Origin of the sequence: Streptomyces sp. NPDC012474 (assembly GCF_042955185.1) — a bacterium.
Taxonomy (GTDB): Bacteria; Actinomycetota; Actinomycetes; order Streptomycetales; family Streptomycetaceae; genus Streptomyces; species Streptomyces cahuitamycinicus.
The window spans coordinates 166,263-189,048 of sequence record NZ_JBIBEP010000013.1 but is presented as its reverse complement, the minus strand read 5'-3'; the positions used below and the strand labels follow the sequence as shown (position 1 = coordinate 189,048).

Below are 22,786 nucleotides of genomic sequence, written 5' to 3'. Positions count from 1 at the left end.
ATGGGCCCCACATGATCGAGTCTGTTCGGAGCTTGCTCAGACCCCGAGCAGGTCGACCACGAAGATCAGCGTCTCGCCCGGCTTGATCAGAGGGGTCGGGCTCTGGTTGCCGTAGGCGAGGTGGGCGGGAATGGTCAGCTGGCGGCGGCCGCCGACCTTCATGCCCTGCACGCCCTGGTCCCAGCCCTTGATGACCCGGCCGCCACCCAGCGGGAAGCGGAAGGGCGTGCCGCGGTTCCAGCTGGCGTCGAACTCCTCGCCCGTGCTGAAGGAGACACCCACGTAGTGCACGGTGACGGTCTGGCCGGCCTGCGCGACCGGGCCGTCGCCCTCCCAGATGTCCTTGATCTCGAGGTCCGCCGGGGGCTCGCCGCCCGGGAAGTCGATCTCGGGCTTGTCGATGCTCACTTCATCTCTCCTTGTTACGTGACCTGCGTCGGGGACAGTCTCACAGACCGGCCGGGTCAGACCGTGCCGAGGATGTCCACCGTGAAGACCAGCGTGTTCTTGGCCAGCTCGCTCTGAGGGCTCGCGCCGTAGCCCAGCGAGGGCGGGATCACCAGCAGCACCCGGTCACCCACGTGCTTGCCGACCAGGCCCTTGTCCCAGCCTGCCACCACGGAGCCGTTGCCGATCTGGAAGGCGGTTGCGCCGCCGTGGTCCCAGGAGGAGTCGAACTTCTTGCCGTCCTCCCACTTGACGCCGGTGTACTGGGCGATGAGGCCCTGGCCGGCCTCGACCTTCTTGCCGTCGCCCTTGATCAGCACCTGCTCCTTGAGGTCCTTGGGGGCCTTCTCGCCCTTGGGGACGGTGATGTCCGCGGCCTTCTGCGACGGCGACTTCACCTCGGGCATGCCCGCCTCGGAGGCCGCCTGCTCGCCCTTGGCCTCGGCCTTGGTGTCGACGCTCGCGGCACCGACCGGGTCGACCACCCAGATCAGCACGTCCTTGGCGGCGATCCCGGAGGAGGTGTTCAGGCTCTGGCCGATCAGATCGCCCGCCGTGCCCTGCACGAGGACCCGGCTGCCGGGCTTCTTGCCCTTCACCGCGTCGAGGACCTTCTCGGGGAGCTGCTGGCTCGGCTTGCCGATCTGCTCGATGGACTGCCGGCGGGGAGCCTTGTCACCCGTCGCTCCCGCGGCCCAGGTGCCGCCGAGCTCCTGGCCCCCGCCCCACTTCTCGACGGTCCAGTCCAGGCGGACGAAATCCGAGCCCTTGATCGGGGTTCCGCTGCCCGCCGAGACCGTCTTGACCACGGTCTTGTCGGACGGCTTGCCGTCCTTGGGCACGGAGATCTCGGGCTTCGCCCCGACCTTCCCCTTGATCTCGGCGACGCCTCCCGCCGTGTCGCCGTTGTTCCCGTCGTCCGATCCGCACGCGGCGGTGAACAACAGGGCGGGAACGGCCAGCAACGCGGCCACGCGTCGTTTCGTGTTGTAGTTCATCAGTCCAACTGGGATCGGTGGTGTGGGGGCAATGTCCGCCACTCTACGGCGTACACGCTCCGCACTCGTCTCACCGCGCGACACCGCGTCGCCCGGGCCGCTCGGGACGGCCGGAACGGGCGGGAAAAGCCGGATGCCCGGAGGTGTGAAAACCTCCGGGCACCGGCTTCACGCAGTGGCCGGAACCGGCTCACATTCCGGCGATCAGCTTCTCCACCCGCTCGTCCACGGAACGGAACGGGTCCTTGCACAGCACGGTCCGCTGGGCCTGGTCGTTGAGCTTGAGGTGAACCCAGTCGACCGTGAAGTCACGGCGCTGTTCCTGGGCCCGCCGGATGAAGTCGCCGCGCAGCCGGGCCCGAGTGGTCTGCGGGGGAACGGACTTGCCCTCGAAGATCTTCAAGTCGTTGCAGATACGGGCCGCCTGGCCCTTCTTCTCGAGCAGGTAGTACAGGCCACGACGGCGGTGGATGTCGTGGTAGGCGAGGTCTATCTGCGCGACCCGCGGATGCGACATGGTCATGTTGTGCTTGGCGCGGTACCGCTCGATGAGCTTGTACTTCATCACCCAGTCGATCTCGGTACCGATACGGTCGAGGTCCTCGGCCTCGATCGCGTCCAGTGTGCGGCCCCACAGCTCCAGGACCTGCTCGACGGTGCCGGTGCGGATGCCCCGGCGCTCGCAGAAGTCCAGGGCCTTCTCGTAGTACTCGCGCTGCACCTCCAGGGCGGAGGCCTCGCGTCCGCTGGCCAGGCGCACCTTGCGCCGGCCGGTGATGTCATGGCTGACCTCGCGGATCGCCCGGATCGGGTTCTCCAGGGTGAGGTCCCGCATCACCGTGCCCGCCTCGATCATGCGCAGCACCAGGTCGGTGGCGCCGACCTTGAGCAGCATGGTCGTCTCGGACATGTTGGAGTCGCCCACGATGACGTGCAGGCGGCGGTAGCGCTCGGCGTCCGCGTGCGGTTCGTCACGCGTGTTGATGATGGGCCGGGAGCGGGTCGTCGCCGAGGAGACGCCCTCCCAGATGTGCTCGGCCCGCTGGCTGACGCAGTACACGGCACCGCGCGGCGTCTGCAGCACCTTGCCGGCACCGCACAGCAGCTGCCGTGTGACCAGGAACGGAATGAGAATGTCCGCGAGCCGGGAGAACTCCCCGTGCCGGGCGACCAGATAGTTCTCGTGGCAGCCGTAGGAGTTGCCCGCAGAGTCGGTGTTGTTCTTGAAGAGGTAGACGTCGCCCGCGATTCCCTCCTCGTGCAGGCGTCGTTCGGCGTCCACCAGGAGTCCTTCGAGAATGCGCTCGCCTGCTTTGTCGTGGGTGACCAGTTCGGTCACGTTGTCGCATTCCGGTGTCGCGTATTCCGGATGCGATCCCACGTCGAGATAGAGGCGGGCGCCGTTTCGCAGAAAGACATTGCTGCTGCGGCCCCATGACACGACACGGCGGAAGAGGTACCGCGCCACCTCGTCAGGAGACAGGCGGCGCTGTCCCCTGAACGTGCACGTGACGCCGTACTCGTTCTCCAGCCCGAAAATGCGGCGGTCCATGAGGGAACATTACGCCCGATCCCCTGAACTGAAACGGGGTTCGACGGCACGGTTTGGATCATTTTCCGAACCGGCCGCAACGACCGCTCCCTGGCCGGGAGCTGCGACTACCCGTCCTGTGGCGGTCAAAACCAGCAGGGACACGCCACCTGCGACACCCGGCACGGCGAAGCCCCACAGGGCCCCGCCCGCCTCGACCACGGGCCCCGCCACGCCCGTTCCGACCGAGTGGCCCACGGTGAACGTCGTCACCAGCCAGGAGAACGCCTCGGTGACCGTGCCGCGCGGGGCGTGCCGGTCCACCAGGACGAACGCGCAGGCGATGGCGGGCGCGAGGAAGACCCCGGCGAGCGCGGTCAGCGCCACCATGGGCACCGCGTCCGGCATGAGCATCAGCGGGAGGTAACACACCACCAGCAGGGCCACCAGTATCCGCAGTCGCCGCGCGGGCTCACCCGCCCACTGCCGGGCGCCGTAGACAGTGCCGCCGACCAGGGCCCCGAAGCCCAGGGCCGCCATCAGCCAGCCGTACACGGCGTCTCCGCCGTGGTCGTCCGCGTAGGGCACCGACGCGACCGTGATGGATCCGAGCGCCATCCCGATGAACAGGAACGCCGCCAGCAGCGCGAGCAGTCCGGGCGAGCGCAGCGCGCCGAGCCAGTGCGCCTCGCGCGGCGCCGACCGCCAGGCGCGCGAGGGCTCCGACACCACGACGGACAGCGCCCCCAGCACCCCGATCACGTTCAGCACGAGCAGCGCGGCCTGCGCCGACCAGAGGGACACGCACAGCGTCACGAGCAGCGGCCCGACGGTGAACATCACCTCCTGGGCCACGGCGTCCATGGCGTACGCCGTGTGCACCTGGTCCTCCCTGCGCAGCACGGACGGCCACAGCGCACGCAGCCCGCCCTCCAGAGGCGGCGTGAAGAGCCCGGCGCCGGCCACGGCGGCGTAGGCCAGCGGCAGCGACCCGATGCCGGCGAAGGCGAAGACGGCCATGGCCAGCCCGGACAGGACGGCCGCAGGAAGCTGCACACGCGGCTGCCCGCGCAGGTCCACGATCCTGCCCAGCACGGGCTGCCCCACGGCGTTGGCGACGCCGTAGACGGCCGCCAGGGCCCCCGCCAGGGTGTACGTCCCGCCCTCCGCCCGAACGAACAGCACGATCGCGATGGCGGCCGTGGCGTTGGGCAGCCGGCCCACCAGTGTGCCGACGAGCAGCCGCGTGGCGTGCCGCGCCCGAAGGATCTCCAGGTACCCCGTGGCCATGTCCCCGCCGCCCCCCGCGCTAGGTTTTACGTATAACGTCAGCTTCCATACGTACCATGTCCGCTGTTCACGAGTCCAGACGAAGGAGCAGGCCCACGGTGGCACGAGGCAGCACCCGCCCCACGAGCCGGGACGTCGCCCAGGCCGCCGGCGTCTCCCAGGCGGCCGTCTCCCTGGTCCTCGGCGACAAATGGCGCGGCCGCGTCTCGGAGGCCACCGCGGAGCGCGTACGGGAAGCCGCCCGCGACCTGGGCTACCGCCCGAACCTGGCCGCCCGCAACCTACGCCTGGGCCGCACCCGCACCGTCCTCCTCGTCGTCCCGGCCCTCACCACGGAGTTCTTCGCAGGCGTCTACACGGGTGCCGCCCGGGTCGCCGCCGAGCACGGCTTCGGCGTGGTCCTCTACCCCTCCCCCGAGGGCATCGGCCCCGCCCGCGACCCCTTCGCCTCCGCACAAGCCGCACTGGACGGCGTGATCGCCTCCTCCATGGCCGCGGACGCCCTGACCGCCATCCGCGGCGAGGCACTGCCACTGGTGATGCTCGACAGCGACCCGGAAGGCAGCCTCGGCGCGGCGACGGTAAACCTGGACATCGCCGACGGCATCCGCCAAGCCACGGAACACCTACTGGCCCTGGGCCACCGCCACTTCCTCCACCTGGCCGCCGACGTCCCCTCCTGGACCTTCGACGTACGCGCCCGAGAACTCGCCGCAAGGCTGTCGGACGTACCGGGCACGTCGATCCGAACGGCCCACTCCCCCATCCACATCGAAGGAGCCGTCACCGCCGCCGAAGCGGCGCTCTCGGCCCCCGGCCCTCGCCCCACCGCCGTCATCTGCGACGACGACCAACTCGCGGCCGGCACCTACAAGGCAGCCCGCCGTCTGGGCCTGCGCATCCCGGACGACCTGTCGGTCACGGGCGTCGACGACCTGGCCCTCGCCACGGCCATGGACCCGGAACTCACGACGGTCCACCTGAACGCCGAACTCTTCGGCGAGCGCGGCATGCGCGCCCTGCTCGCCGTACTGGACGGCCGGGCCCCGGAGGCAGGCGACATCCCGGTACAGCTGATACTCCGAGGCTCCACGGCCGGACCGCGTTAGCGGCGCTGGGCGTCGACGCCGGAGCCGGGCGAGTCCGCAACCCGGCGGAGCGGGACGCATGCGAGAACGGACGCCCCCCGGCGCGGCCCCGACCCACCACCGGCGAGAAGACGCCACGACGAACTACCCGCATACGACGACGCGCCCCGGCCACCACCCGGCCGGGGCACATCGCACCACGTCAGAACTACTCGTCGTCCTCAGTGCTACTCGTCGTCCTCCGACGCCGAGTCCTCCGCACCGCCGCCGAGCAGCCGCGACAGCTGAGGCCCACTGATCCGCCTGAACTTGCGCTTCTGCGGACGCGTACGGTCCAGCACCGCCACCTCCAGCCGCTCCGCGGGAATCTCCCGCTCGCTGCCATTGGTGTCACGGGACAGCGCCTGCACCGCCAGCTTCAGCGCCTCGGCCAGCGTCATGCCCTCTTGATGACGCTGGTCCAGATAGCTGCTGATCTGCTCGGCATTGCCACCCACCGCGACCGAGCCGTGCTCGTCCACGATGGACCCGTCGTGCGGCAGCCGATAGATCTGGTCACCCTCGGGCGTCTCCCCCACCTCGGCAACGACCAGCTCCACCTCGTACGGCTTCTCGGCGGCACTGGAGAAGATCGTGCCCAACGTCTGGGCGTAGACGTTCGCCAGACCCCGGGCCGTCACATCGTCGCGGTCATAGGTGTAACCCCGCAGGTCGGCGTACCGAACCCCACCGATCCGCAGGTTCTCGTACTCGTTGTACTTGCCGGCGGCCGCGAAACCGATCCGGTCATAGATCTCGCTGAACTTGTGCAGCGCACGGGACGGGTTCTCGCCGACGAACACGATGCCGTCGGCGAACTGCAGCACGACCAGACTGCGACCACGGGCGATGCCCTTGCGGGCGTACTCCGCCCGGTCGGCCATGGCCTGCTGAGGTGAGACATAGAACGGCGTCGACACCGGTTATCCATCCCTCTCTTGAAGATTCCGTCGGTTCACTGGACCACCCTCACGAAGACGATCGCCGCTACAGCAGCGCGGCCCGCGGCCCGTCCGGCTGCTCCAGCCGCCGCTCCAGGATCGAGCGCGCGATCTCGGACGCCTCGCTCTCGGTGAGCCGGCGGAAGCCGTCGTCGGTGATCACGGTGACGATGGGATAGATCCGGCGGGCGACATCGGGACCACCGGTCGCCGAGTCGTCGTCTGCCGCGTCGTAGAGCGCCTGCACCACCAGCGTCGTGGCGTCGGCCTCGCTGAGGTCGTCCCGGAAGAGCTTCTTCATCGCACCACGCGCGAAGATCGACCCCGAGCCGGTGGCGGCGAAGTTGTGCTCCTCGGAGCGGCCACCGGTGACGTCATAGGAGAAGATGCGGCCCCTGCCGCGGTCCACGTCATACCCGGCGAACAGCGGCACCACGGCCAGACCCTGCATGGCCATGCCGAGGTTGGAGCGGATCATCGTCGACAGCCGGTTCGCCTTGCCCTCCAGGGACAGCTGCGCGCCCTCGACCTTCTCGAAGTGCTCCAGCTCCAGCTGGAACAGCTTCACCATCTCCACGGCCAGGCCCGCCGTACCGGCGATGCCCACCGCCGAGTACTCGTCGGCCGGGAAGACCTTCTCGATGTCCCGCTGCGCGATGACGTTGCCCATGGTGGCCCGGCGGTCACCGGCGAGGACCACACCACCGGGGAACGTCACGGCGACGATCGTGGTCCCGTGCGGTGCCTCGATCACGCCCTGCGTGGGGGGCAGTTGCCGGTTGCCGGGCAGGATCTCCGGCTGGTGCTCGGACAGGAAGTCCATGAAGGAGGAAGACCCTGGCGTCAGGAAGGCAGCTGGTAGACGCCCGGTGCTACGAGTGTTGGCTTCCACGCGATTCCTTCCACATAAGCGGCAGCCCGCCTTATGGCATCGGGCCGATCCTTGAACTGCCCCAGTGCGGCGTTGCAGCTGAAGCACAGTACGCCTCGGACCCTACCCGTCTTGTGGCAGTGATCCACATGCTCGGGCACGGCTGACAGACAAATACAGCACACGCCTCCTTGAGAGGCGATCAGACCGTCGCGTTCGCCTTCCGTGATGCCGTATTGGCGCTTCAGATGCCCCTGCCGACCCTGCACCGCCCGGCATGCCTTGCAGCGCGTTGACAGCCCGTCGGAGGCCGTCGCGTTGCGGTGCCACTCGCTGTGAGGCTTGATCTCGCCACACGTCCGACAGAGCTTGTATCCAGCCGGAACGTCGACCCGCTCCCGGACCGGTTTCCCCACGGCCTCCCGGCGACGCCGGTAGTGCGCGGCGCTGTACTTCGCCACGCACTCCCGACAGTGCACCTGGAGGCCGTCACGCCGATTCTTGTCACGGGCAAATGCAGAAGGAGGCAGATACCGCTGACACTTCCTGCACTGTTTCGCGTTCGGCTCGCTGGCCGCTTCCATCCCCCGCCACCTTCAGATCAAAGGCTAGAGCGCACCAATCGCCTTCACTGTCCGCCTTTTTGCACGAAGCTTCGAACGAAATCCTCGGCATTTTCTTCGAGTACATCATCGATTTCGTCGAGGACCGAGTCCACGTCGTCGCTCAGCTTCTCCTGACGCTCCTTGAGGTCCTCGGAAGCCTGCGTCTCCGCCGCCTGCTCCTCGACCTCCTCGGTGGACCGGGTGGCCTTCTGCTGTCCGCCGCCGGTGTCCTTGGTCGCCATATCCCTCACCCCGCTCGGTTCGCCCGACACAGTTGCTCGGTCAAGATCAGACCCTACTCGCCGGGTCTGACAATGGCCCCGCAGTTGCTCCAACGTACGGGGACCATCTCGATGATTCCCGGACCAGGGACTTTCCACCCTGTCCGGCCGGTTCCGGACGAGTACCCGCTCACCGCGTTCACCCGCCCGACAGGACCCTGACCAGGTCTTCCGCGGTGCGGCAGCGGTCCAGGAGCTCCTTGACGTGATTACGCGTTCCGCGAAGCGGTTCCAGGGTTGGGACGCGCTGCAGCGAGTCCCGGCCCGGCAGATCGAAGATCACCGAGTCCCAGGAAGCCGCCGCGACGTCGTCCGCGTACTGCTCCAGGCACCGGCCGCGGAAGTAGGCGCGGGTGTCCTCCGGCGGCACCGTACGGGCTCGCTCGACGTCCGCGTCGGTCAGCAGCCGCTTCATGCGCCCGCGGGCCACCAGACGGTTGTACAGGCCCTTCTCGGGCCGCACGTCGGCGTACTGGAGGTCGACCAGGTGCAGTCGCGGGGCGTCCCAGTCGAGGCTGTCCCGGCGCCGGTAGCCCTCCATGAGCTCCCGCTTGGCGACCCAGTCCAGCTCTCCGGCCAGGCTCATCGGGTCGTGCTCCAGACGGGTGAGGGTGTCCTCCCAGCGGGACAGGACGTCCTTGGTCTGGTCGTCGGCGTCGGCCCCGAACCGCTCCTCGACGTACTTGCGGGCCAGCTCGTAGTACTCCATCTGCAACTGGACCGCGGTGAGCGTGCGGCCGCTGCGGAGCGTGACCAGGCGCTTCAGCGACGGGTCGTGCGAGACCTGGTGGAGCGTGCGCACGGGCTGGTCGACGGCCAGGTCGACGGCGATGAAACCGTCTTCGATCATCGACAGGACGAGGGCGGTCGTGCCCAGTTTGAGGTAGGTGGAGATTTCCGACAGGTTCGCGTCGCCGATGATCACGTGTAGGCGCCGGTACTTCTCGGCGTCCGCGTGCGGCTCGTCGCGGGTGTTGATGATCGGGCGTTTGAGTGTTGTCTCGAGGCCGACCTCGACCTCGAAGTAGTCGGCGCGCTGGCTGAGCTGGAAGCCGTGCTCGTGGCCGTCCTGGCCGATGCCGACGCGGCCGGCTCCGGTGAAGACCTGGCGGGAGACGAAGAACGGCGTCAGGTGGCGCACGATGTCCGAGAAGGGGGTTTCCCGCTTCATCAGGTAGTTCTCGTGCGTGCCGTAGGAGGCACCCTTGTTGTCGGTGTTGTTCTTGTAGAGGTGGATCGGCTGGGCACCGGGCAGCTGGGCGGCCCGTTCTGCGGCCTCGGCCATGATCCGCTCGCCGGCCTTGTCCCAGAGGACGGCGTCGCGGGGGTTGGTCACCTCGGGGGAGCTGTATTCGGGGTGTGCGTGGTCGACGTAGAGCCGTGCACCGTTGGTGAGGATCACGTTGGCCAGGCCGATGTCCTCGTCGGTGAGCTGGCTGGTGTCGGCGGCTTCGCGGGCGAGGTCGAAGCCTCGGGCGTCCCGCAGCGGGTTCTCCTCCTCGAAGTCCCATCGGGCCCGGCGGGCCCGGTGCATCGCCGCCGCGTAGGCGTTCACGATCTGGGACGAGGTGAGCATGGCATTGGCGTTGGGGTGGCCGGGGACGGAGATCCCGTACTCCGTCTCGATGCCCATTACTCGCCGTACGGTCATGCGGCCCTCCTTGCCCGGCGGCGCCCTCGGTCGTGGGCGCCACTCAGATACCGCTGGCGCTCGGTTGCGTGTGCGGTGCCCGTCCCCGCACTGCGCGACTTGGCGGTACGCAAGAGCCTAGAACGCCTTTGCGCTGGTGGGGAGATCATTTGCGTCATTGCGTTGCTCCAGCCGTGGCCTGAAAAACAGTCGGCTGCGGGTACCCGTCGAGGGCACCCGCAGCCGCCCTGCCTTTTACAGGTACTGACCGGTGTTCGCCACCGTGTCGATGGAGCGTCCGGTGTCCGCGCCCTGCTTTCCGGTGATGAGTGTGCGGATGTACACGATCCGCTCGCCCTTCTTTCCGGAGATCCGGGCCCAGTCGTCGGGGTTGGTGGTGTTGGGCAGGTCCTCGTTCTCCTTGAACTCGTCCACGCAGGCTTGGAGGAGGTGGGAGACGCGGAGGCCCTTCTGGTTCTTCTCGAGGAAGTCCTTGATCGCCATCTTCTTGGCGCGGCCGACGATGTTCTCGATCATGGCGCCGGAGTTGAAGTCCTTGAAGTAGAGGACTTCCTTGTCACCGTTGGCGTAGGTGACCTCCAGGAAGCGGTTTTCCTCGGACTCGGTGTACATGTGTTCCACCGCTGTCTGGATCATGCTCTGGACGGTGGTGGTCTTGCTGCCGCCGTGCTCGTTGAGGTCGTCGGAGTGCAGCGGGAGGCGCTCGGTGAGGTACTTGCCGAAGATGTCCTTCGCCGCTTCGGCGTCGGGACGCTCGATTTTGATCTTCACGTCCAGACGGCCGGGCCGCAGGATGGCGGGGTCGATCATGTCCTCGCGGTTGGAGGCGCCGATCACGACCACGTTCTGCAGGCCCTCCACACCGTCGATCTCGGCGAGCAGCTGCGGGACGATGGTGTTCTCCACGTCCGAGCTGACGCCGGAGCCACGGGTGCGGAAGAGGGACTCCATCTCGTCGAAGAAGACGATGACGGGGGTGCCCTCGCTGGCCTTCTCCCGGGCGCGCTGGAAGACGAGGCGGATTTGCCGCTCGGTCTCGCCGACGTACTTGTTCAGGAGTTCGGGGCCCTTGATGTTGAGGAAGAAGCTCTTGCCGGCGGCTTGGCCGGTGACCTCGGCGACCTTCTTGGCCAGCGAGTTGGCGACGGCTTTGGCGATGAGTGTCTTGCCGCATCCGGGGGGCCCGTAGAGCAGGACGCCCTTGGGTGGGCGCAGCTCGTGCTCTTTGAACAGGTCCGGGTAGAGGTACGGCAGCTCGACCGCGTCGCGGATGGCTTCGATCTGGCCGCCGAGGCCGCCGATCTGCTCGTAGCCGATGTCGGGGACTTCTTCGAGGACGAGCTCTTCTACCTCGCTCTTGGGTACGACCTCGTAGACGTAGCCGGAGCGGGGTTCCATCAGGAGGGCGTCGCCGGGGCGGATGGTGACGTCCATCAGTGGCTCGGCGAGCCGCACCACCCGTTCCTCGTCGGTGTGGCCGAGCACCAGGGCTCGTTCACCGTCCTCGAGGATCTCCTTGAGGGTGACGATGTCGCCGACGCGCTCGAATTCCATGGCCTCGACCACGTTGAGCGCTTCGTTGAGCATCAGTTCCTGGCCGCGTCGGAGCTCGTCGAGCTCGACGCTGGGGCTGACGTTGACCCTGAGCTTGCGGCCGCCGGTGAAGATGTCGGCGGTGCCGTCCTCGTTGGCCGTCAGGAAGACGCCGAAGCCGGCCGGCGGCTGTGCGAGCCGGTCGACTTCCTCCTTGAGGGCCACGATCTGGTCGCGGGCCTCACGGAGTGTGCTGGCGAGTCGCTCGTTCTGCGCGGACACGCCGGCCAGGTTGGTCTGCAGCTCGACGATCCGCTCTTCGAGAATCCTCGTGTGTCGCGGAGAGTCGGCGAGCTTGCGTCGCAGGACGGCGATCTCCTGCTCAAGATAGGCGATCTGCCCGGCCGGGTCGTCGGACCCGCGTCCCGGGCGGATGCCGCGGTTCATGTCGTCGTCGTGGGCTGCCACGGTCCTCACCTCCTCCAAGGGGAGCTGGACGCTTCCAGACCCTACCTGGGCGGGTGTCGATTGAAACCCCTAGATCACAAAGACGGTCGGGGTGTGTCCGATCTTCACCCTTGCGCTCTCCCTCACGCCAGGGGAATACCCAGCGAACATGATTGGAACCCAGCCGGGGGTAGGGTCGAACTGTTCAACACCCGTCGGAGCTGGCCGGATTCCCGATGCGGCTCGGCGGAGAAACGGCAGGAGAGATGAGCGTGGAGCAGGTGGCCGGGGCCGAAGGTGCGGAGCTGGAGGTCTGGATCGATCAGGACCTGTGTACCGGCGACGGCATCTGTGCCCAGTACGCGCCTGAGGTGTTCGAGCTGGACATCGACGGTCTGGCGTATGTGAAGAGCGCCGACGACGAGTTGCTCCAGGGCAAGGGCGCGACAACGCCTGTTCCGCTGCCGCTCCTCACTGATGTGATCGACTCCGCGAAGGAGTGTCCGGGCGACTGCATTCATGTACGTCGCGTTTCGGACAGGGCCGAGGTCTACGGTCCGGACGCGGAGTGACTGCTTCTCTACGTTCTGTCACCGCTGTCTGATATCTCACACAGAGCGTCGCAGGGGCCTCACACGCTGCGAGCTCCGGCGGGGGTCGAGCGGACGAACGAGCCGCTGTGCCAACGCCATTTCGCGTCGCTCTTCTCGTCGGGGCAGCAACGCGGCACGTCGGTCGACGAGTAGCCGAGGAGCGTGGCCGTGACGGCGCCGTCGGAGAGGGCGAAGTCGGAGACGGTGGTGCCGTCCTTGGGGTCCAGCAGGGTGGCCACGACGCGCGGTTTGCCGCCGTCGGTGTCGCGCGTGAGGACGTACACGCCGTCGGGCGGGGTGCCCATCGGGGAGTCGCAGTGGACGACGGCCACCGTCTCGGGTCGGCCGTCGCCGTCGAGGTCTGCGGATGCCCGCTTCTTCACCACGGCTTTCACCGGGCCGCACTCGATCGGGAAGGTCACCGTGGCCGGGTCGGGTGGAGTCGTGTGGGCCGGGGCGCTGCTGGTCTGCGGGGCGGCCGGCTGGGCCGCTGTCGCCGCGCCGGGTTGCAGGACCGAGGAGAAGGCCACGACGCCCGCGACGGCCGTCGCGGTGGCGAGCCAGTGGATGGGGCGGGTGTGGGTGTGGGCGAGCTCCGGGACGGCGGAAGACTGCACTAGGAGTGTCTCCTGAGGCGGTGCCGGTGGGGTGGCCAGCATGGTGCCACACGTCACATCGTGAGGGAACGGCGGGGTGTGCACGTTCCGTGCCGGGGAAGTCAGAGGGGTTGCGGTTTCCTGTCGCTGTGTCAGCGGTCCTGTGCGGGCTGGGCCGCTGCTGGGGCGGGATCTGGCGGTTGCGGGCTTCGCGGCAGGTCAACGGCGTTCTGGCGGGGTTCACCCGGGGCGGTAACGCGGTGGCGCCGTGGCGGAGTTCCGGTTCGGGTCCGGGAACTGCGGCACGGCGCCGGTGCGTTGGGTGGGGTGACGGACTGCCTCAGCGGCCGGAGCCGCCGTCGGCGTTGGGGCCCGCGTAGTCCTCGCCGTAGGCGCCCTTGGCGGGGCGGCGGCGGCGCATGGGCGGCTCGACGCCGTCGGCGAGGCGGCGGGCGGTGAGCAGGAAGCCGGTGTGGCCGATCATCCGGTGGTCCGGGCGGACGGCGAGGCCCTCGATGTGCCAGTTGCGGATCATCGATTCCCAGGCGCTCGGCTCGTTGAAGCAGCCGATCTCGCGGATGGATTCGACGGTCCGGGCGAGCTGGGTGGTGGTTGCCACGTAGCAGCACAGGATGCCGCCGGGGACGAGCGCCTTGGAGACGGCCTCAAGACATTCCCAGGGGGCGAGCATGTCGAGGATGACGCGGTCGACGTCGGCGTCGGACAGGTTGTCCTGGAGGTCGCCGACGGTGAGCTGCCAGGCGGGGTGCGGGCCTCCGAAGTAGCGCTCCACGTTCGCCTGGGCGATCTCGGCGAAGTCCTCGCGGCGCTCGTAGGAGTGCAGCATGCCCTGGTCGCCGATGGCGCGCAGCAGGAAGCTGCTGAGCGAGCCGGAGCCGACGCCCGCTTCCACGACGCGCGCGCCGGGGAAGATGTCGGCGAAGGCGAGGATCTGCCCCGCGTCCTTGGGGTAGACCACGGCGGCGCCGCGGGGCATGGACAGGACGTAGTCGGGGAGCAGGGGGCGCAGCGCGAGGTAGGCGACGTTCCCCGTGGTACGGACAACGCTGCCCTCGGGAGCACCGATCAGTTCGTCGTGCGGGAAGGAACCCTTGTGGGTGTGGAAGTTCTTCCCGGCCTCGAGCGTGAACGTGTAGTGGCGGCCCTTGGGGTCGGTCAGCTGAACCTGGTCCCCGACCTTGAAGGGCCCGCGCCTGCGGGCGGCACCGGTCGGTTCGGACATGTGACCAGCCTACCGGCCCTGGAGGGGGCCACCGACCACTCGGGCGGCGGAGCTAGGAGGGCCTCGCCATCGCCTTGACGAAGGCGCGCTCCACGTCGGCCGCTGACAGGACGCCGTAGATCTCGCCGGTTTCCTCCACAACCAGGTATTCGGTGGCCGGGGCGGCGCGCAGGGCGTCCAGGAGTTCCTCGCCCGACAGTTCCGCGGAGACCCGCATGCCGTCGGTGAGGTCCTGGGCGAGGCCACTGACGGCGACCCAGGGGCGGCGGTGCTCGGGCACGCCGGCGATGGCGGCCTCGCGGACGAGGGAGAGGGGCTGGCCGTCGGTGTCGACGACGACCAGGGCGCGGGCTCCGGCCGCGTTGGCGCGGCGCAGGGCCTCCGAGAGCGGGGTGTGGGTTTCGACGGGGACGGCGCGGCGGGTGAGGGCCCGGGCGCGCAGCTCGGGGAGGTGCTCGCGCAGGCGCGCCATGCGCAGGCTGTTGCCCGCGCCGGTCCAGATGATCGCAGCGAGGATCGCGGCGAGCAGGGCGTCCAGGACGGTGTCCATGCCGACGTTGTCGGCGGCGTCGGTGCCGAGGGCGCCGGACTGGGTGAGCAGCGGCAGCCCGATGAGCACCGAGACGGCCAGGGCGCGGCCGACCCAGGCGGCGGCGATGGTGCCCTTCATCGGCTTGCCGGTGATCTTCCAGACGACGGCGCGGAGCATGCGGCCGCCGTCGAGGGGGAGGCCGGGCAGGAGGTTGAAGGCGGCCACGATGAGGTTGGAGATCACCAGGCCCGCGAGCAGGACGCCGGGGACGGTGTCTGGTTCCACGGCCTGTGCGGCGGCGTAGAAGACGCCGGCGAGGACGAGGGAGAGCAGGGGCCCGACGAAGGCGAGGACGAACTCCCGGCCGGGGGTCTCGGCCTCCTTCTCGATCTCGGAGACGCCGCCGAAGAACTGGAGCCGGATGCGGCGGACCGGGAGTTTGAAGCGGAGGGCGGCGACCGTGTGGGCCAGTTCGTGGACGAGCACGGAGGCGTAGAAGGCGACTGCGAAGAAGAGGGAGACCAGGTAGCGGGCGCCGCCGAGGTCGGGCAGTACGCGCTCCAGCTGGCCGCCGAAGACCCAGGTGATCAGCGCGGCGACGAGGAACCAGCTCGGCGCGACGTACACGGGCACGCCGAAGGGCCGCCCCATGAGCAGCCCGCCTCGGGGCTCCGGGCGCTGGGGGGCGGGACCCTTGCCGTCGGCGGAGTGGGCGAGGGGCCGGTCGCCGTGGGCGGGGGTGTCCGGGCGGTGGTTCGGGGGGCCGGGGTCCGGGGCCGGGGCGGAGGGCTGCTGCCGGCGATGCGGGTCACCGGGACCCGGGGTCCGGGGCAGGGCCGGGGCCTTGCGCAGCCGGTCCTCTTCGGGCTCACGGGCTGCTGGTGCCGCGTGGGGACCGCCGGCGTAGGCGCGGTCGGGGTGCGTGCCGGCTTCCGGCGCACCGTCACCGTCGCCCTCGGCCGGGACCGACGATGCCGACGCCACGCCGGTGTCCCCGGCTGCCGCCTGCGGACGTTCGGCGTAGGCGCGGTCGGGGTGCGTGCCGGCTTCCGGCGCACCGTCACCGTCGCCCTCGGCGGGGGCGGGTGCCGCGGGTGGGCTGTCGCCCTCGGTGCCGGCGGGTGCTGTGTGCGGGCCTTCGGGGTGTGTGCCGGCTTCCGGTGAAGCGTCGCCGGCGGCCTCGGCGCGGGCCGGTGTCACCCGGTTCGCATCGGCGTCTGCGGGGGCAGGCCCCGTGTGCGGGCCGTCGGCGTCCGTGCGGTCGGGGTGTGTGCCGGCTTCCGGCGGGCCGTCGCTCTCGCCCTCTGCACGGGCGGGGGCGTCATCCGGAGTCCGCGGGGTCGGCGAAGCGCCGGCGGCGGAGGGCCGGGGCGGCGTCGGGTGGTTCCCCGGGGTGTTCCGAGGGGGTGCCGGTGTGCCGGCGTCCGGGATGCCTGCGGACGTGGGCGAGCCGGTCGGCTCTGGTCCCGGGGTGGGCTGCTCAGGAGCGGAACCGTGCTCGTCCGTGGGCTGTTCCTCGGCGGGGGCCGGGTCGGTGGCCCGGGGCGGAAGCCCCGTGTGGCGCTCGGCCGACTCGTCGTTGCCGGACCGCGGCTCCCCGCGCCCGCCGCTCTCGTCCACCGGTGTCCCCTCGTCGATGCGTCTCCCGCGCCTGCCGGACGGGAGGGTCTCGAGTCGATGGTATGCGGCCGTCGAGGTGCGTTTCGCCCCGGCACCCCTGTGTTTCCCGTACGTCGACCTCCCCTCCCGGCTTCCCCCACGAACGCGGCTGGGTCACTGTCAGTGGCGGGCCGTATGGTCTGGGACATGGAGACGAGCAGCGAGGGCGTGGCGGCGTCCGGGAGCAGCACTGGCGCGGCGGCGGATCCGGGGCTCCCGGCGGGGGCCGTGGAGACGGCGGCAGAGGCGCGGACGGTGGCGGAGGCAGCGGCCGAGACCGCCGCCGTGAGCGACCTCGTGACCGGCTCCGCCGCCATAGCGCCCGCCTCGTTGTCCCCCTCGCGTGCCAGTGACTTCATGCAGTGCCCGCTGCTCTACCGTTTCCGGGTCATCGACCGGCTGCCGGAGAAGCCGAGCGAGGCGGCGACCAGGGGGACGCTGGTGCACGCGGTTCTGGAGCGGCTCTTCGACGCCCCCGCCGCCGAGCGCACGCCGCCGCGGGCGAAGTCGCTGATCCCGGGGCAGTGGGACCGGCTGCGCGAGACGCGGCCGGAGGTCGTGGAGTTGTTCGCCGACGATCCGCAGGGCGAGCGGATGGCGCGCTGGCTGGGTGAGGCGGAGCAGCTCGTCGAGCGCTGGTTCACCCTGGAGGATCCCAGCCGTCTGGAGCCGGCCGAGCGGGAGCTGTTCGTCGAGGCGGAGCTGGAGTCGGGGCTGCGGTTGCGCGGCATCATCGACCGGGTCGACGTGGCGCCCTCGGGCGAGGTCCGGATCGTCGACTACAAGACGGGGAAGGCGCCCAGGCCGGAGTACTCCGAGGGTGCCCTGTTCCAGATGAAGTTCTACGCCCTGGTGGTGTGGCGGCTGAAGAACGTGGTCCCCCGGCGGCTCCAGTTGGTCTATCTGGGCAGTGGCCAGGTGCTGACGTACGACCCGGTGCTCGCCGATCTGGAGCGGGTGGAGCGCAAGCTGCTGGCGTTGTGGGAGGCGATCCGGCTGGCGACCGAGACGGGCGACTGGCGGCCGCGTCCCACGAAGCTGTGCGGCTGGTGTGACCACCAGGCCCACTGCCCGGAGTTCGGCGGCACTCCCCCGCCGTACCCGCTGCCGGTGCGCGCGGCGGACGGTGTCGGCGCTGCCGGTGAGGGCGGCTGAGTCGGCCGGGCCGGTGCAGGGCAGAATGGGGCCGGACTAGCGAAGGAGACTCACGTGGCCATCCGCGTCCTACTGGTCGACGACCAGCCGCTGCTGCGTACCGGCTTCCGGATGATTCTGGAGGCGGAGCAGGACATCGCGGTCGTCGGGGAGGCCGGTGACGGACTGCAGGCACTCGACCAGGTGCGTGCGCTACAGCCCGATGTGGTTCTGATGGACATCCGCATGCCGCGGATGGACGGTGTGGAGGCGACCCGGCAGATCACCGGCCCGGGGCGGGACGGCCCGGCGAAGGTGCTGGTGCTGACCACCTTCGATCTGGACGAGTACGTGGTGGAGGCGCTGCGCGCCGGTGCCAGTGGGTTCCTCCTCAAGGACGCGCCCGCCAACGAGCTGGTGCAGGCCATCCGCGTCGTGGCCGGGGGTGAGGCGATGCTCGCGCCGAGCATCACGCGCCGGCTGCTCGACAAGTACGCGACGCATCTGCCGTCGGGGGACGAGCCGGTGCCGGACGTTCTGCACACGCTCACCGACCGGGAGGTCGAGGTGTTGAAGCTGGTGGCGCGTGGGCTGTCCAACGCGGAGATCGCCGCCGACCTCTTCGTCAGTGAGACCACGGTCAAGACGCATGTCGGGCATGTGCTGACCAAGCTGGGTCTGCGCGACCGCGTGCAGGCGGCGGTGTACGCGTACGAGAGCGGGCTGGTGCGCCCCGGCGCGCAGTAGCGTCCGGGAGCAGGTTTGCGAGAAGGGCGCCCCCCCGTAGAGCGGGGGGGCGCCCTTCTGCGTTGCTGAGCGTCAGGCGTCCTTGCTGAGCTCCCAGAAGCGGAAGACCGTCGAGGCGTCGAGGCAGTACTCCAGGCCGTAGACGCCGTCGCGGACGACGGCGTACTGCTTGGCCTGCCAGACCGGCAGGACGGGGAGTTCTTCGGCGACGATGTCCTGCAGCTCCCCGTACTCCTTGTCGGTGGCGGCCCGGTCGGTCAGGGCGGCGGTGCGCGGGATGAGCGAGCCGGTGATCGTGTCGTTGTCGTAGTTGTTGCTCAGCACGTTGCCCTTGCCGAAGAAGGGGGCCGTGAAGTTGTCGGCGTCCGGGTAGTCCGGCACCCAGCCCTTCACGTACACGCCGTACTTGCCGGCGGCGATGTCCTTCTCGTACTGGCCGAACGGGACGGACTTGACGTTCGCGTCGAACAGGCCGCTGGCGTTGAGCTGGGCGGCGATGGCGTTCAGTTCCTGGTCGGTGGCGGGGCCGTAGCGGGAGGGGGTCGACCAGAGGGTCAGGTTCACCTTGCCGGTGATGCCGTCCTCGCGCAGCGCGGCCTGGGCCTTGGACCTGGAGGGGCGGGCGCCGTAGGTGTCGAAGAATGCCGTGTTGTGGCCCGCGATGCCGGCCGGGATGATCGAGTACAGCGGGGTCGCGGTGCCCTGGTAGACGTCCTTGATGAGGGCTTCGCGGTCGAGCAGGTGGGCGATGGCCTTGCGGACGCCGAGCTTTCCGGTGACCGGGTCGTCCATGTTGAACACCAGGTGCTGGACTTCGGCGCTGCTGCCCTCGACGACCTCGACGCCGGTGCCGTCGTCGGCCTTCTCCGTGTCCGCGATGTCGCCCGCGGTGAGACCGCGGTAGGCGATGTCGACGTCCCCGTTCTGGATGGCCTGCTTCAGGGCGGTCTGGTCGCCGTCGAAGAACTTGAGCGTCACGCCGGTGTTGTTCACCTTTGCTGTGCCCTTGTAATGCTCGTTGACGGAGAAGACCGCCTGCCCGTCGTCGAACGAGTCGAGCTGGTAGGGGCCGGAGCCGACCGCCTTGCCGTCCTTGCGGAGCCCGTCGGCGTCGTACTCGCTGTGGTCGACGATGGAGCCGGCGCCGGAGGCGATCTTGCTCGGGAAGGTGGCGTCGGCCGTGTTGAGGCGGAAGACGACCGTCTTGGCGTCCGGCGTCTCGACCTTGTCGAGCATGGGGAACATGATCGCGGGCCCGTCGGGGTCGTTGATCTTCAGCATGCGGTCGAAGGAGAACTTGACGTCCTCGGAGGTGAGCTCGTCACCGTTGCTGAACTTGAGCCCGTCCTTCAGCGTGCACTTGTAGACCGTCGTCTGCGTGTCGGTGAACGCGCAGTTCTCGGCGGCCTCGGGCTGCGGTTCGGTGGCGCCCTTGGGGAAGCTGAGCAGGGACTGGAAGACGTTGTTGAACAACAGCCAGGAGCCGGGGTCGTAGCCGGAGGCCGGGTCGGTGGCCAGGACGTCGTCGGACATCCCCACCACCACGTTGGAGCCGTCCCCCGCGGAGTCTCCGCTCTCCGTGCCACAGCCGGTCAGCAGTCCGGAGGCGAGGCCCGCCACGATGGGCAGGACCGGCCACTGGTTGCGTATGTTCACGTGTGTGCCTTGTCGTCGGTTCTCGAGAACTCCCGGAGCATCTCCCTGGCTCCGGGGCACGGCTCCCCGGGGGCCGCGGTCACAGGCCCCGGGGATCCAGCGGGTCCGTCAGCCGCTCACGCCCCGCCCGAGCTCCCACAGCTGGAGAGTCGAGGCGGAGTTGAGCGCGTAGGCGGTACCCGTGATGTCGTCGCGCGCGGCGACGTACTGCTTGCCCTGCCACAGCGGCAGCACCGGCACGTCACCGGCGACGATGTCCTGAATGTCCGTCAGGCTGGAGGAGGCGGACAGCCGGTCCGCCTCACGTCGGGACTCCGGGATCAGGGTGCCCCGGATCCGGCTGTTGTCGTACGGCGAGCCGAGCGTGTTGTCGGCGTCGAGGAACGGCGCGAGGAAGTTGTCGGCGTCCGGGAAGTCCGGGAACCAGCCCATGCCGTAGACGTCGTACTCGCCCTTCTTCTCGGCCGGGCGGAACGTGTCCCACGGGGTTCCCTTGATGCCGACGTCGAACAGGCCGCTGGAGTTCAGCTGGTCGCGCAGGACCTCGAACTCCTTCTTGGTGGCCGGGCCGTAGTGGTCGGTCGTGTAGTGGAGCGTGAGCTTCACCGGGGTGTTGATGTTCGCCTGGTTGAGCAGGGAGCGGGCCTTGCTGACGTCGGGCTCGCCGTACTTGTTGAAGAACGAGTTGGAGTGGCCGGTGACGCTGGCCGGGACCAGCGAGTACAGCGGCTCGGCCTGGGAGCCGTAGACCTTGGAGACCAGCGCGCTGCGGTTGACGACCTGGGCCATCGCCTGGCGTACGGCCTTGGACTTCACCGTGGGGGCGTCGGTGTTGAAGCCCAGGTAGCGGATCTCCAGGCCGGGCATCTCGACGAGGTCGATGTCGGTGTCCGAGTCGGCGGAGAGCTCGCGGATCTGATCGGGTGACATGGTGCGGGTCATCAGGTCGATGTCGCCCTCGTCCAGGGCCTTGCCCATGGCGTCGGCGTCCTTGTAGGAGACCATGTCGACCTTGTCGTTGTTCACCTCGAGGGCCCCCTTGTAGTCGGGGTTCCTGGTGAACTCGGCCTTGACCAGCTCGCCGTCCTCGACGTCGGCCTTGAGGGTGTACGGGCCGGAGCCCTCCAGGTCGAAGCCGTCGCGCAGCTTGTTCTTCGGGTAGTCGTCGGGGTCGACGATGCCGGCGACCGGGGTCGACAGCTTGTACGGGAACGTCGCGTCGGCGGTTTTGAGGTGGAAGATGACCTCGCGGTCGCCCTGCGTCTCGACGGTGTCGATGGTGGACAGCAGCGCGAACACGCCGCTGTCGGCCTTGAGCGAGCGGGCGCGGTCGATGGAGTACTTCACGTCGGCCGCCGTGACAGCGTTGCCGCCCGCGAACGTCAGGCCGTCGCGCAGGGTGCAGGCGTAGCGCTCGTTGCCGGTGTCGGTGAAGCCGCAGCGCTCGGCGGCCTCCGGGACCGGCTCGCCCTCGCCGCGCGGCTGGATCATCAGGGTCTGCACGGTCTGGCGCAGGATGTTCCAGGTGCCGACGTCGTAGGCGTACGCCGGGTCGAGGGGCGCTGGGGCGTCCTTCGAGGCGGTGAACCGGTCCGTGGTGCCGACGACGATCGCGCCGCTGTCGCCGCTCCCGCTGTCGGACCCGCCGCAGGCGGCGAGCACCGGCGCGAGCAGGCCGATCACGGCCGGCAGCACCAAAGTCTTGCGGTTCATGCTCGAGTTTCTCCAGAGCTGTCGACTCCGTGTACCCGGCATGCAGGGGTGGCGCAGCCGATCACGGAGGTGGGGCGATGTTCTCGCATCGAGATTAGTCCGGACCGGCAGGAGGGTTCGCAGTCACCGGAGTTGAGCGCCCATCACGCTGCGGAACCGGGTGTGGACAGACCGAAAACCCGACAGGGGAAGCTTTGGTGCAGCGTTCCATCAATCGGGACACAAGGGCACGTGGACGGCCCCGCGGAGGGGGTGCGCAGCACATGCCGGATCGGCTGTCGACCCCGGGCCGGGTGGGGAACGTCACACGCGTAAACAGGTTCGGAGGCACGGGAATTCGATCGTCCGGAGGGATTCGAATTCGCTTGTGGAATTCCCGTCCTAACGCCGCTGCACGCTGGGTGAACGCCTAGCGCATTTCCGTCATCAGCCCGTGCAGAAAAGTCAGGTCGACCTCTTCGAGGGAGGTGACGACCGTGCGGCGCAGGGCCGGGGCGATGGGGGCCACGGAGGGCACTGCCACGACCTGGCAGCCCGCGGCCTCGGCGGCGGCGACGCCGGTCGCGGTGTCCTCGATGACGGCGCACCGGGCCGGGTCGGCGCCGAGTCCGGCGGCGGCCGCGAGGTACGGGTCGGGGTGGGGCTTGGTGCGCGGCACCTCGTCACCGGCCACCGTCAGGCTGAAGTGGTGGGCGCCCAGCGAGGTCAGGACGCGGTCGATGATGCGCCGGTGCGAGGCGGAGACCAGGGCCGTGGGGATCTCGTACTCGTAGAGCTCGGCGAGCAGCCGCCCGGCGCCCGGCATCAGCGGCAGGGCGCGGCCGATGCGCTTCTCGAAGCCGTCGTTCAGGAGCACGGTGAGTTCGTCGAGGGTGACGTCGGCGCCGGTGGCCTCGACGAGGAAGCCCGCGCTGCGGGTCATGGGGCCGCCGACCACGACATGCCGCCAGGACTCGTCGAGCGTGTGGCCGAGGGAGGCGAAGACCTCGACCTCGACGTCCCACCAGAAGCCCTCCGTGTCCACCAGGGTGCCGTCCATGTCGAGCAGCACGGCTTGCAGAGCTGAGCCTTCGGCCGTGAGGGTGCCGAGCGCGGGGACCGTACTGGTCATCCACGTACCTCCTTGAGGGACGATCAGGCCGGTTCCCACGAGGGGAACCGGCCTGCGGTGGACCGACCAGTCTACGTCGT

Annotated in this window: 20 protein-coding genes; 4 read left to right on the top strand and 16 right to left on the bottom strand. The window is 69.3% G+C overall.

What is annotated here, in order from left to right:
- Positions 1–36: 36 nt before the first annotated feature.
- From ACFY9S_RS26830 to ACFY9S_RS26815, 4 genes are all read right to left on the bottom strand, one after another.
- Positions 37–408, bottom strand: coding sequence for an FKBP-type peptidyl-prolyl cis-trans isomerase (locus ACFY9S_RS26830; RefSeq protein ID WP_102910350.1), 372 nt, complete (start codon positions 406–408; stop codon positions 37–39).
- A 56-nt stretch (positions 409–464) separates the two neighbouring features.
- Positions 465–1,445 carry an FKBP-type peptidyl-prolyl cis-trans isomerase gene (locus ACFY9S_RS26825; protein WP_391132665.1) on the bottom strand — a complete coding sequence of 327 codons (981 nt, stop codon included), beginning with the start codon at positions 1,443–1,445 and terminating at the stop codon, positions 465–467.
- A gap of 190 nt (positions 1,446–1,635) precedes the next feature.
- Complete coding sequence (pafA, locus tag ACFY9S_RS26820) at positions 1,636–2,997, bottom strand: Pup--protein ligase (RefSeq protein WP_184913310.1); 1,362 nt, start codon at positions 2,995–2,997, stop codon at positions 1,636–1,638.
- A 9-nt stretch (positions 2,998–3,006) separates the two neighbouring features.
- Positions 3,007–4,266, bottom strand: coding sequence for an MFS transporter (locus ACFY9S_RS26815; RefSeq protein WP_391132662.1), 1,260 nt, complete (start codon positions 4,264–4,266; stop codon positions 3,007–3,009).
- A 56-nt stretch (positions 4,267–4,322) separates the two neighbouring features.
- Here ACFY9S_RS26815 and ACFY9S_RS26810 point away from each other — a divergent pair, with 56 nt between their 5' ends.
- Positions 4,323–5,375, top strand: coding sequence for a substrate-binding domain-containing protein (locus ACFY9S_RS26810; protein ID WP_391132660.1), 1,053 nt, complete (start codon positions 4,323–4,325; stop codon positions 5,373–5,375).
- Positions 5,376–5,581: 206 nt separating this feature from the next.
- Here the strand turns inward: ACFY9S_RS26810 and prcA are convergent, their stop codons facing one another.
- The 6 genes from prcA to arc form a co-directional block, all read right to left on the bottom strand.
- Positions 5,582–6,313 carry a proteasome subunit alpha gene (gene prcA / locus ACFY9S_RS26805; RefSeq protein ID WP_102912049.1) on the bottom strand — a complete coding sequence of 244 codons (732 nt, stop codon included), beginning with the start codon at positions 6,311–6,313 and terminating at the stop codon, positions 5,582–5,584.
- A gap of 67 nt (positions 6,314–6,380) precedes the next feature.
- Positions 6,381–7,226, bottom strand: a complete 846-nt coding sequence (gene prcB, locus ACFY9S_RS26800) for a proteasome subunit beta (RefSeq protein WP_102912048.1) — start codon at positions 7,224–7,226, stop codon at positions 6,381–6,383.
- Entirely contained in the window at positions 7,178–7,789 is a 612-nt protein-coding gene (locus tag ACFY9S_RS26795; RefSeq protein ID WP_391132658.1) for an endonuclease domain-containing protein, read from the bottom strand. Before ACFY9S_RS26795 ends, prcB begins: the two co-directional genes overlap by 49 nt.
- 44 nt (positions 7,790–7,833) lie before the next feature.
- Positions 7,834–8,052, bottom strand: a complete 219-nt coding sequence (locus ACFY9S_RS26790) for a ubiquitin-like protein Pup (RefSeq protein ID WP_019757212.1) — start codon at positions 8,050–8,052, stop codon at positions 7,834–7,836.
- 178 nt (positions 8,053–8,230) lie between these two features.
- Positions 8,231–9,742 (bottom strand): depupylase/deamidase Dop, encoded by a 1,512-nt coding sequence (gene dop / locus ACFY9S_RS26785; RefSeq protein WP_342751761.1) that lies wholly within the window; start codon positions 9,740–9,742, stop codon positions 8,231–8,233.
- Positions 9,743–9,976: 234 nt separating this feature from the next.
- Positions 9,977–11,743 carry a proteasome ATPase gene (gene arc / locus ACFY9S_RS26780; protein ID WP_391132656.1) on the bottom strand — a complete coding sequence of 589 codons (1,767 nt, stop codon included), beginning with the start codon at positions 11,741–11,743 and terminating at the stop codon, positions 9,977–9,979.
- Positions 11,744–11,988: 245 nt separating this feature from the next.
- Between arc and ACFY9S_RS26775 the strand changes: the two genes are divergently transcribed.
- Positions 11,989–12,294, top strand: a complete 306-nt coding sequence (locus ACFY9S_RS26775) for a ferredoxin (protein WP_102912045.1) — start codon at positions 11,989–11,991, stop codon at positions 12,292–12,294.
- A gap of 59 nt (positions 12,295–12,353) precedes the next feature.
- Here ACFY9S_RS26775 and ACFY9S_RS26770 read toward each other — a convergent pair whose 3' ends face one another.
- From ACFY9S_RS26770 to ACFY9S_RS26760, 3 genes are all read right to left on the bottom strand, one after another.
- Positions 12,354–12,932, bottom strand: a complete 579-nt coding sequence (locus ACFY9S_RS26770; RefSeq protein ID WP_391132654.1) for a hypothetical protein — start codon at positions 12,930–12,932, stop codon at positions 12,354–12,356.
- Between the two features lie 319 nt (positions 12,933–13,251).
- The gene (locus tag ACFY9S_RS26765) at positions 13,252–14,154 is read right to left on the bottom strand and encodes a tRNA (adenine-N1)-methyltransferase (protein ID WP_102912043.1); all 903 of its coding nucleotides are present in this window, start codon (positions 14,152–14,154) and stop codon (positions 13,252–13,254) included.
- A 52-nt stretch (positions 14,155–14,206) separates the two neighbouring features.
- Positions 14,207–15,886 (bottom strand): site-2 protease family protein, encoded by a 1,680-nt coding sequence (locus ACFY9S_RS26760; RefSeq protein WP_391132782.1) that lies wholly within the window; start codon positions 15,884–15,886, stop codon positions 14,207–14,209.
- A 606-nt stretch (positions 15,887–16,492) separates the two neighbouring features.
- Here ACFY9S_RS26760 and ACFY9S_RS26755 point away from each other — a divergent pair.
- Both ACFY9S_RS26755 and ACFY9S_RS26750 read left to right on the top strand, forming a co-directional pair.
- Entirely contained in the window at positions 16,493–17,500 is a 1,008-nt protein-coding gene (locus tag ACFY9S_RS26755; RefSeq protein WP_391132652.1) for a PD-(D/E)XK nuclease family protein, read from the top strand.
- A gap of 54 nt (positions 17,501–17,554) precedes the next feature.
- The gene (locus ACFY9S_RS26750; protein ID WP_062925905.1) at positions 17,555–18,226 is read left to right on the top strand and encodes a response regulator transcription factor; all 672 of its coding nucleotides are present in this window, start codon (positions 17,555–17,557) and stop codon (positions 18,224–18,226) included.
- Between the two features lie 72 nt (positions 18,227–18,298).
- Here the strand turns inward: ACFY9S_RS26750 and ACFY9S_RS26745 are convergent, their stop codons facing one another.
- From ACFY9S_RS26745 to ACFY9S_RS26735, 3 genes are all read right to left on the bottom strand, one after another.
- Complete coding sequence (locus tag ACFY9S_RS26745; protein ID WP_391132650.1) at positions 18,299–19,882, bottom strand: ABC transporter substrate-binding protein; 1,584 nt, start codon at positions 19,880–19,882, stop codon at positions 18,299–18,301.
- A 108-nt stretch (positions 19,883–19,990) separates the two neighbouring features.
- Positions 19,991–21,595: an ABC transporter substrate-binding protein gene (locus ACFY9S_RS26740; protein ID WP_391132648.1), complete on the bottom strand. Its 1,605-nt coding sequence runs from the start codon at positions 21,593–21,595 to the stop codon at positions 19,991–19,993.
- 409 nt (positions 21,596–22,004) lie between these two features.
- Positions 22,005–22,706, bottom strand: coding sequence for an HAD-IA family hydrolase (locus ACFY9S_RS26735; protein ID WP_391132647.1), 702 nt, complete (start codon positions 22,704–22,706; stop codon positions 22,005–22,007).
- Between the last annotated feature and the right edge of the window lie 80 nt (positions 22,707–22,786).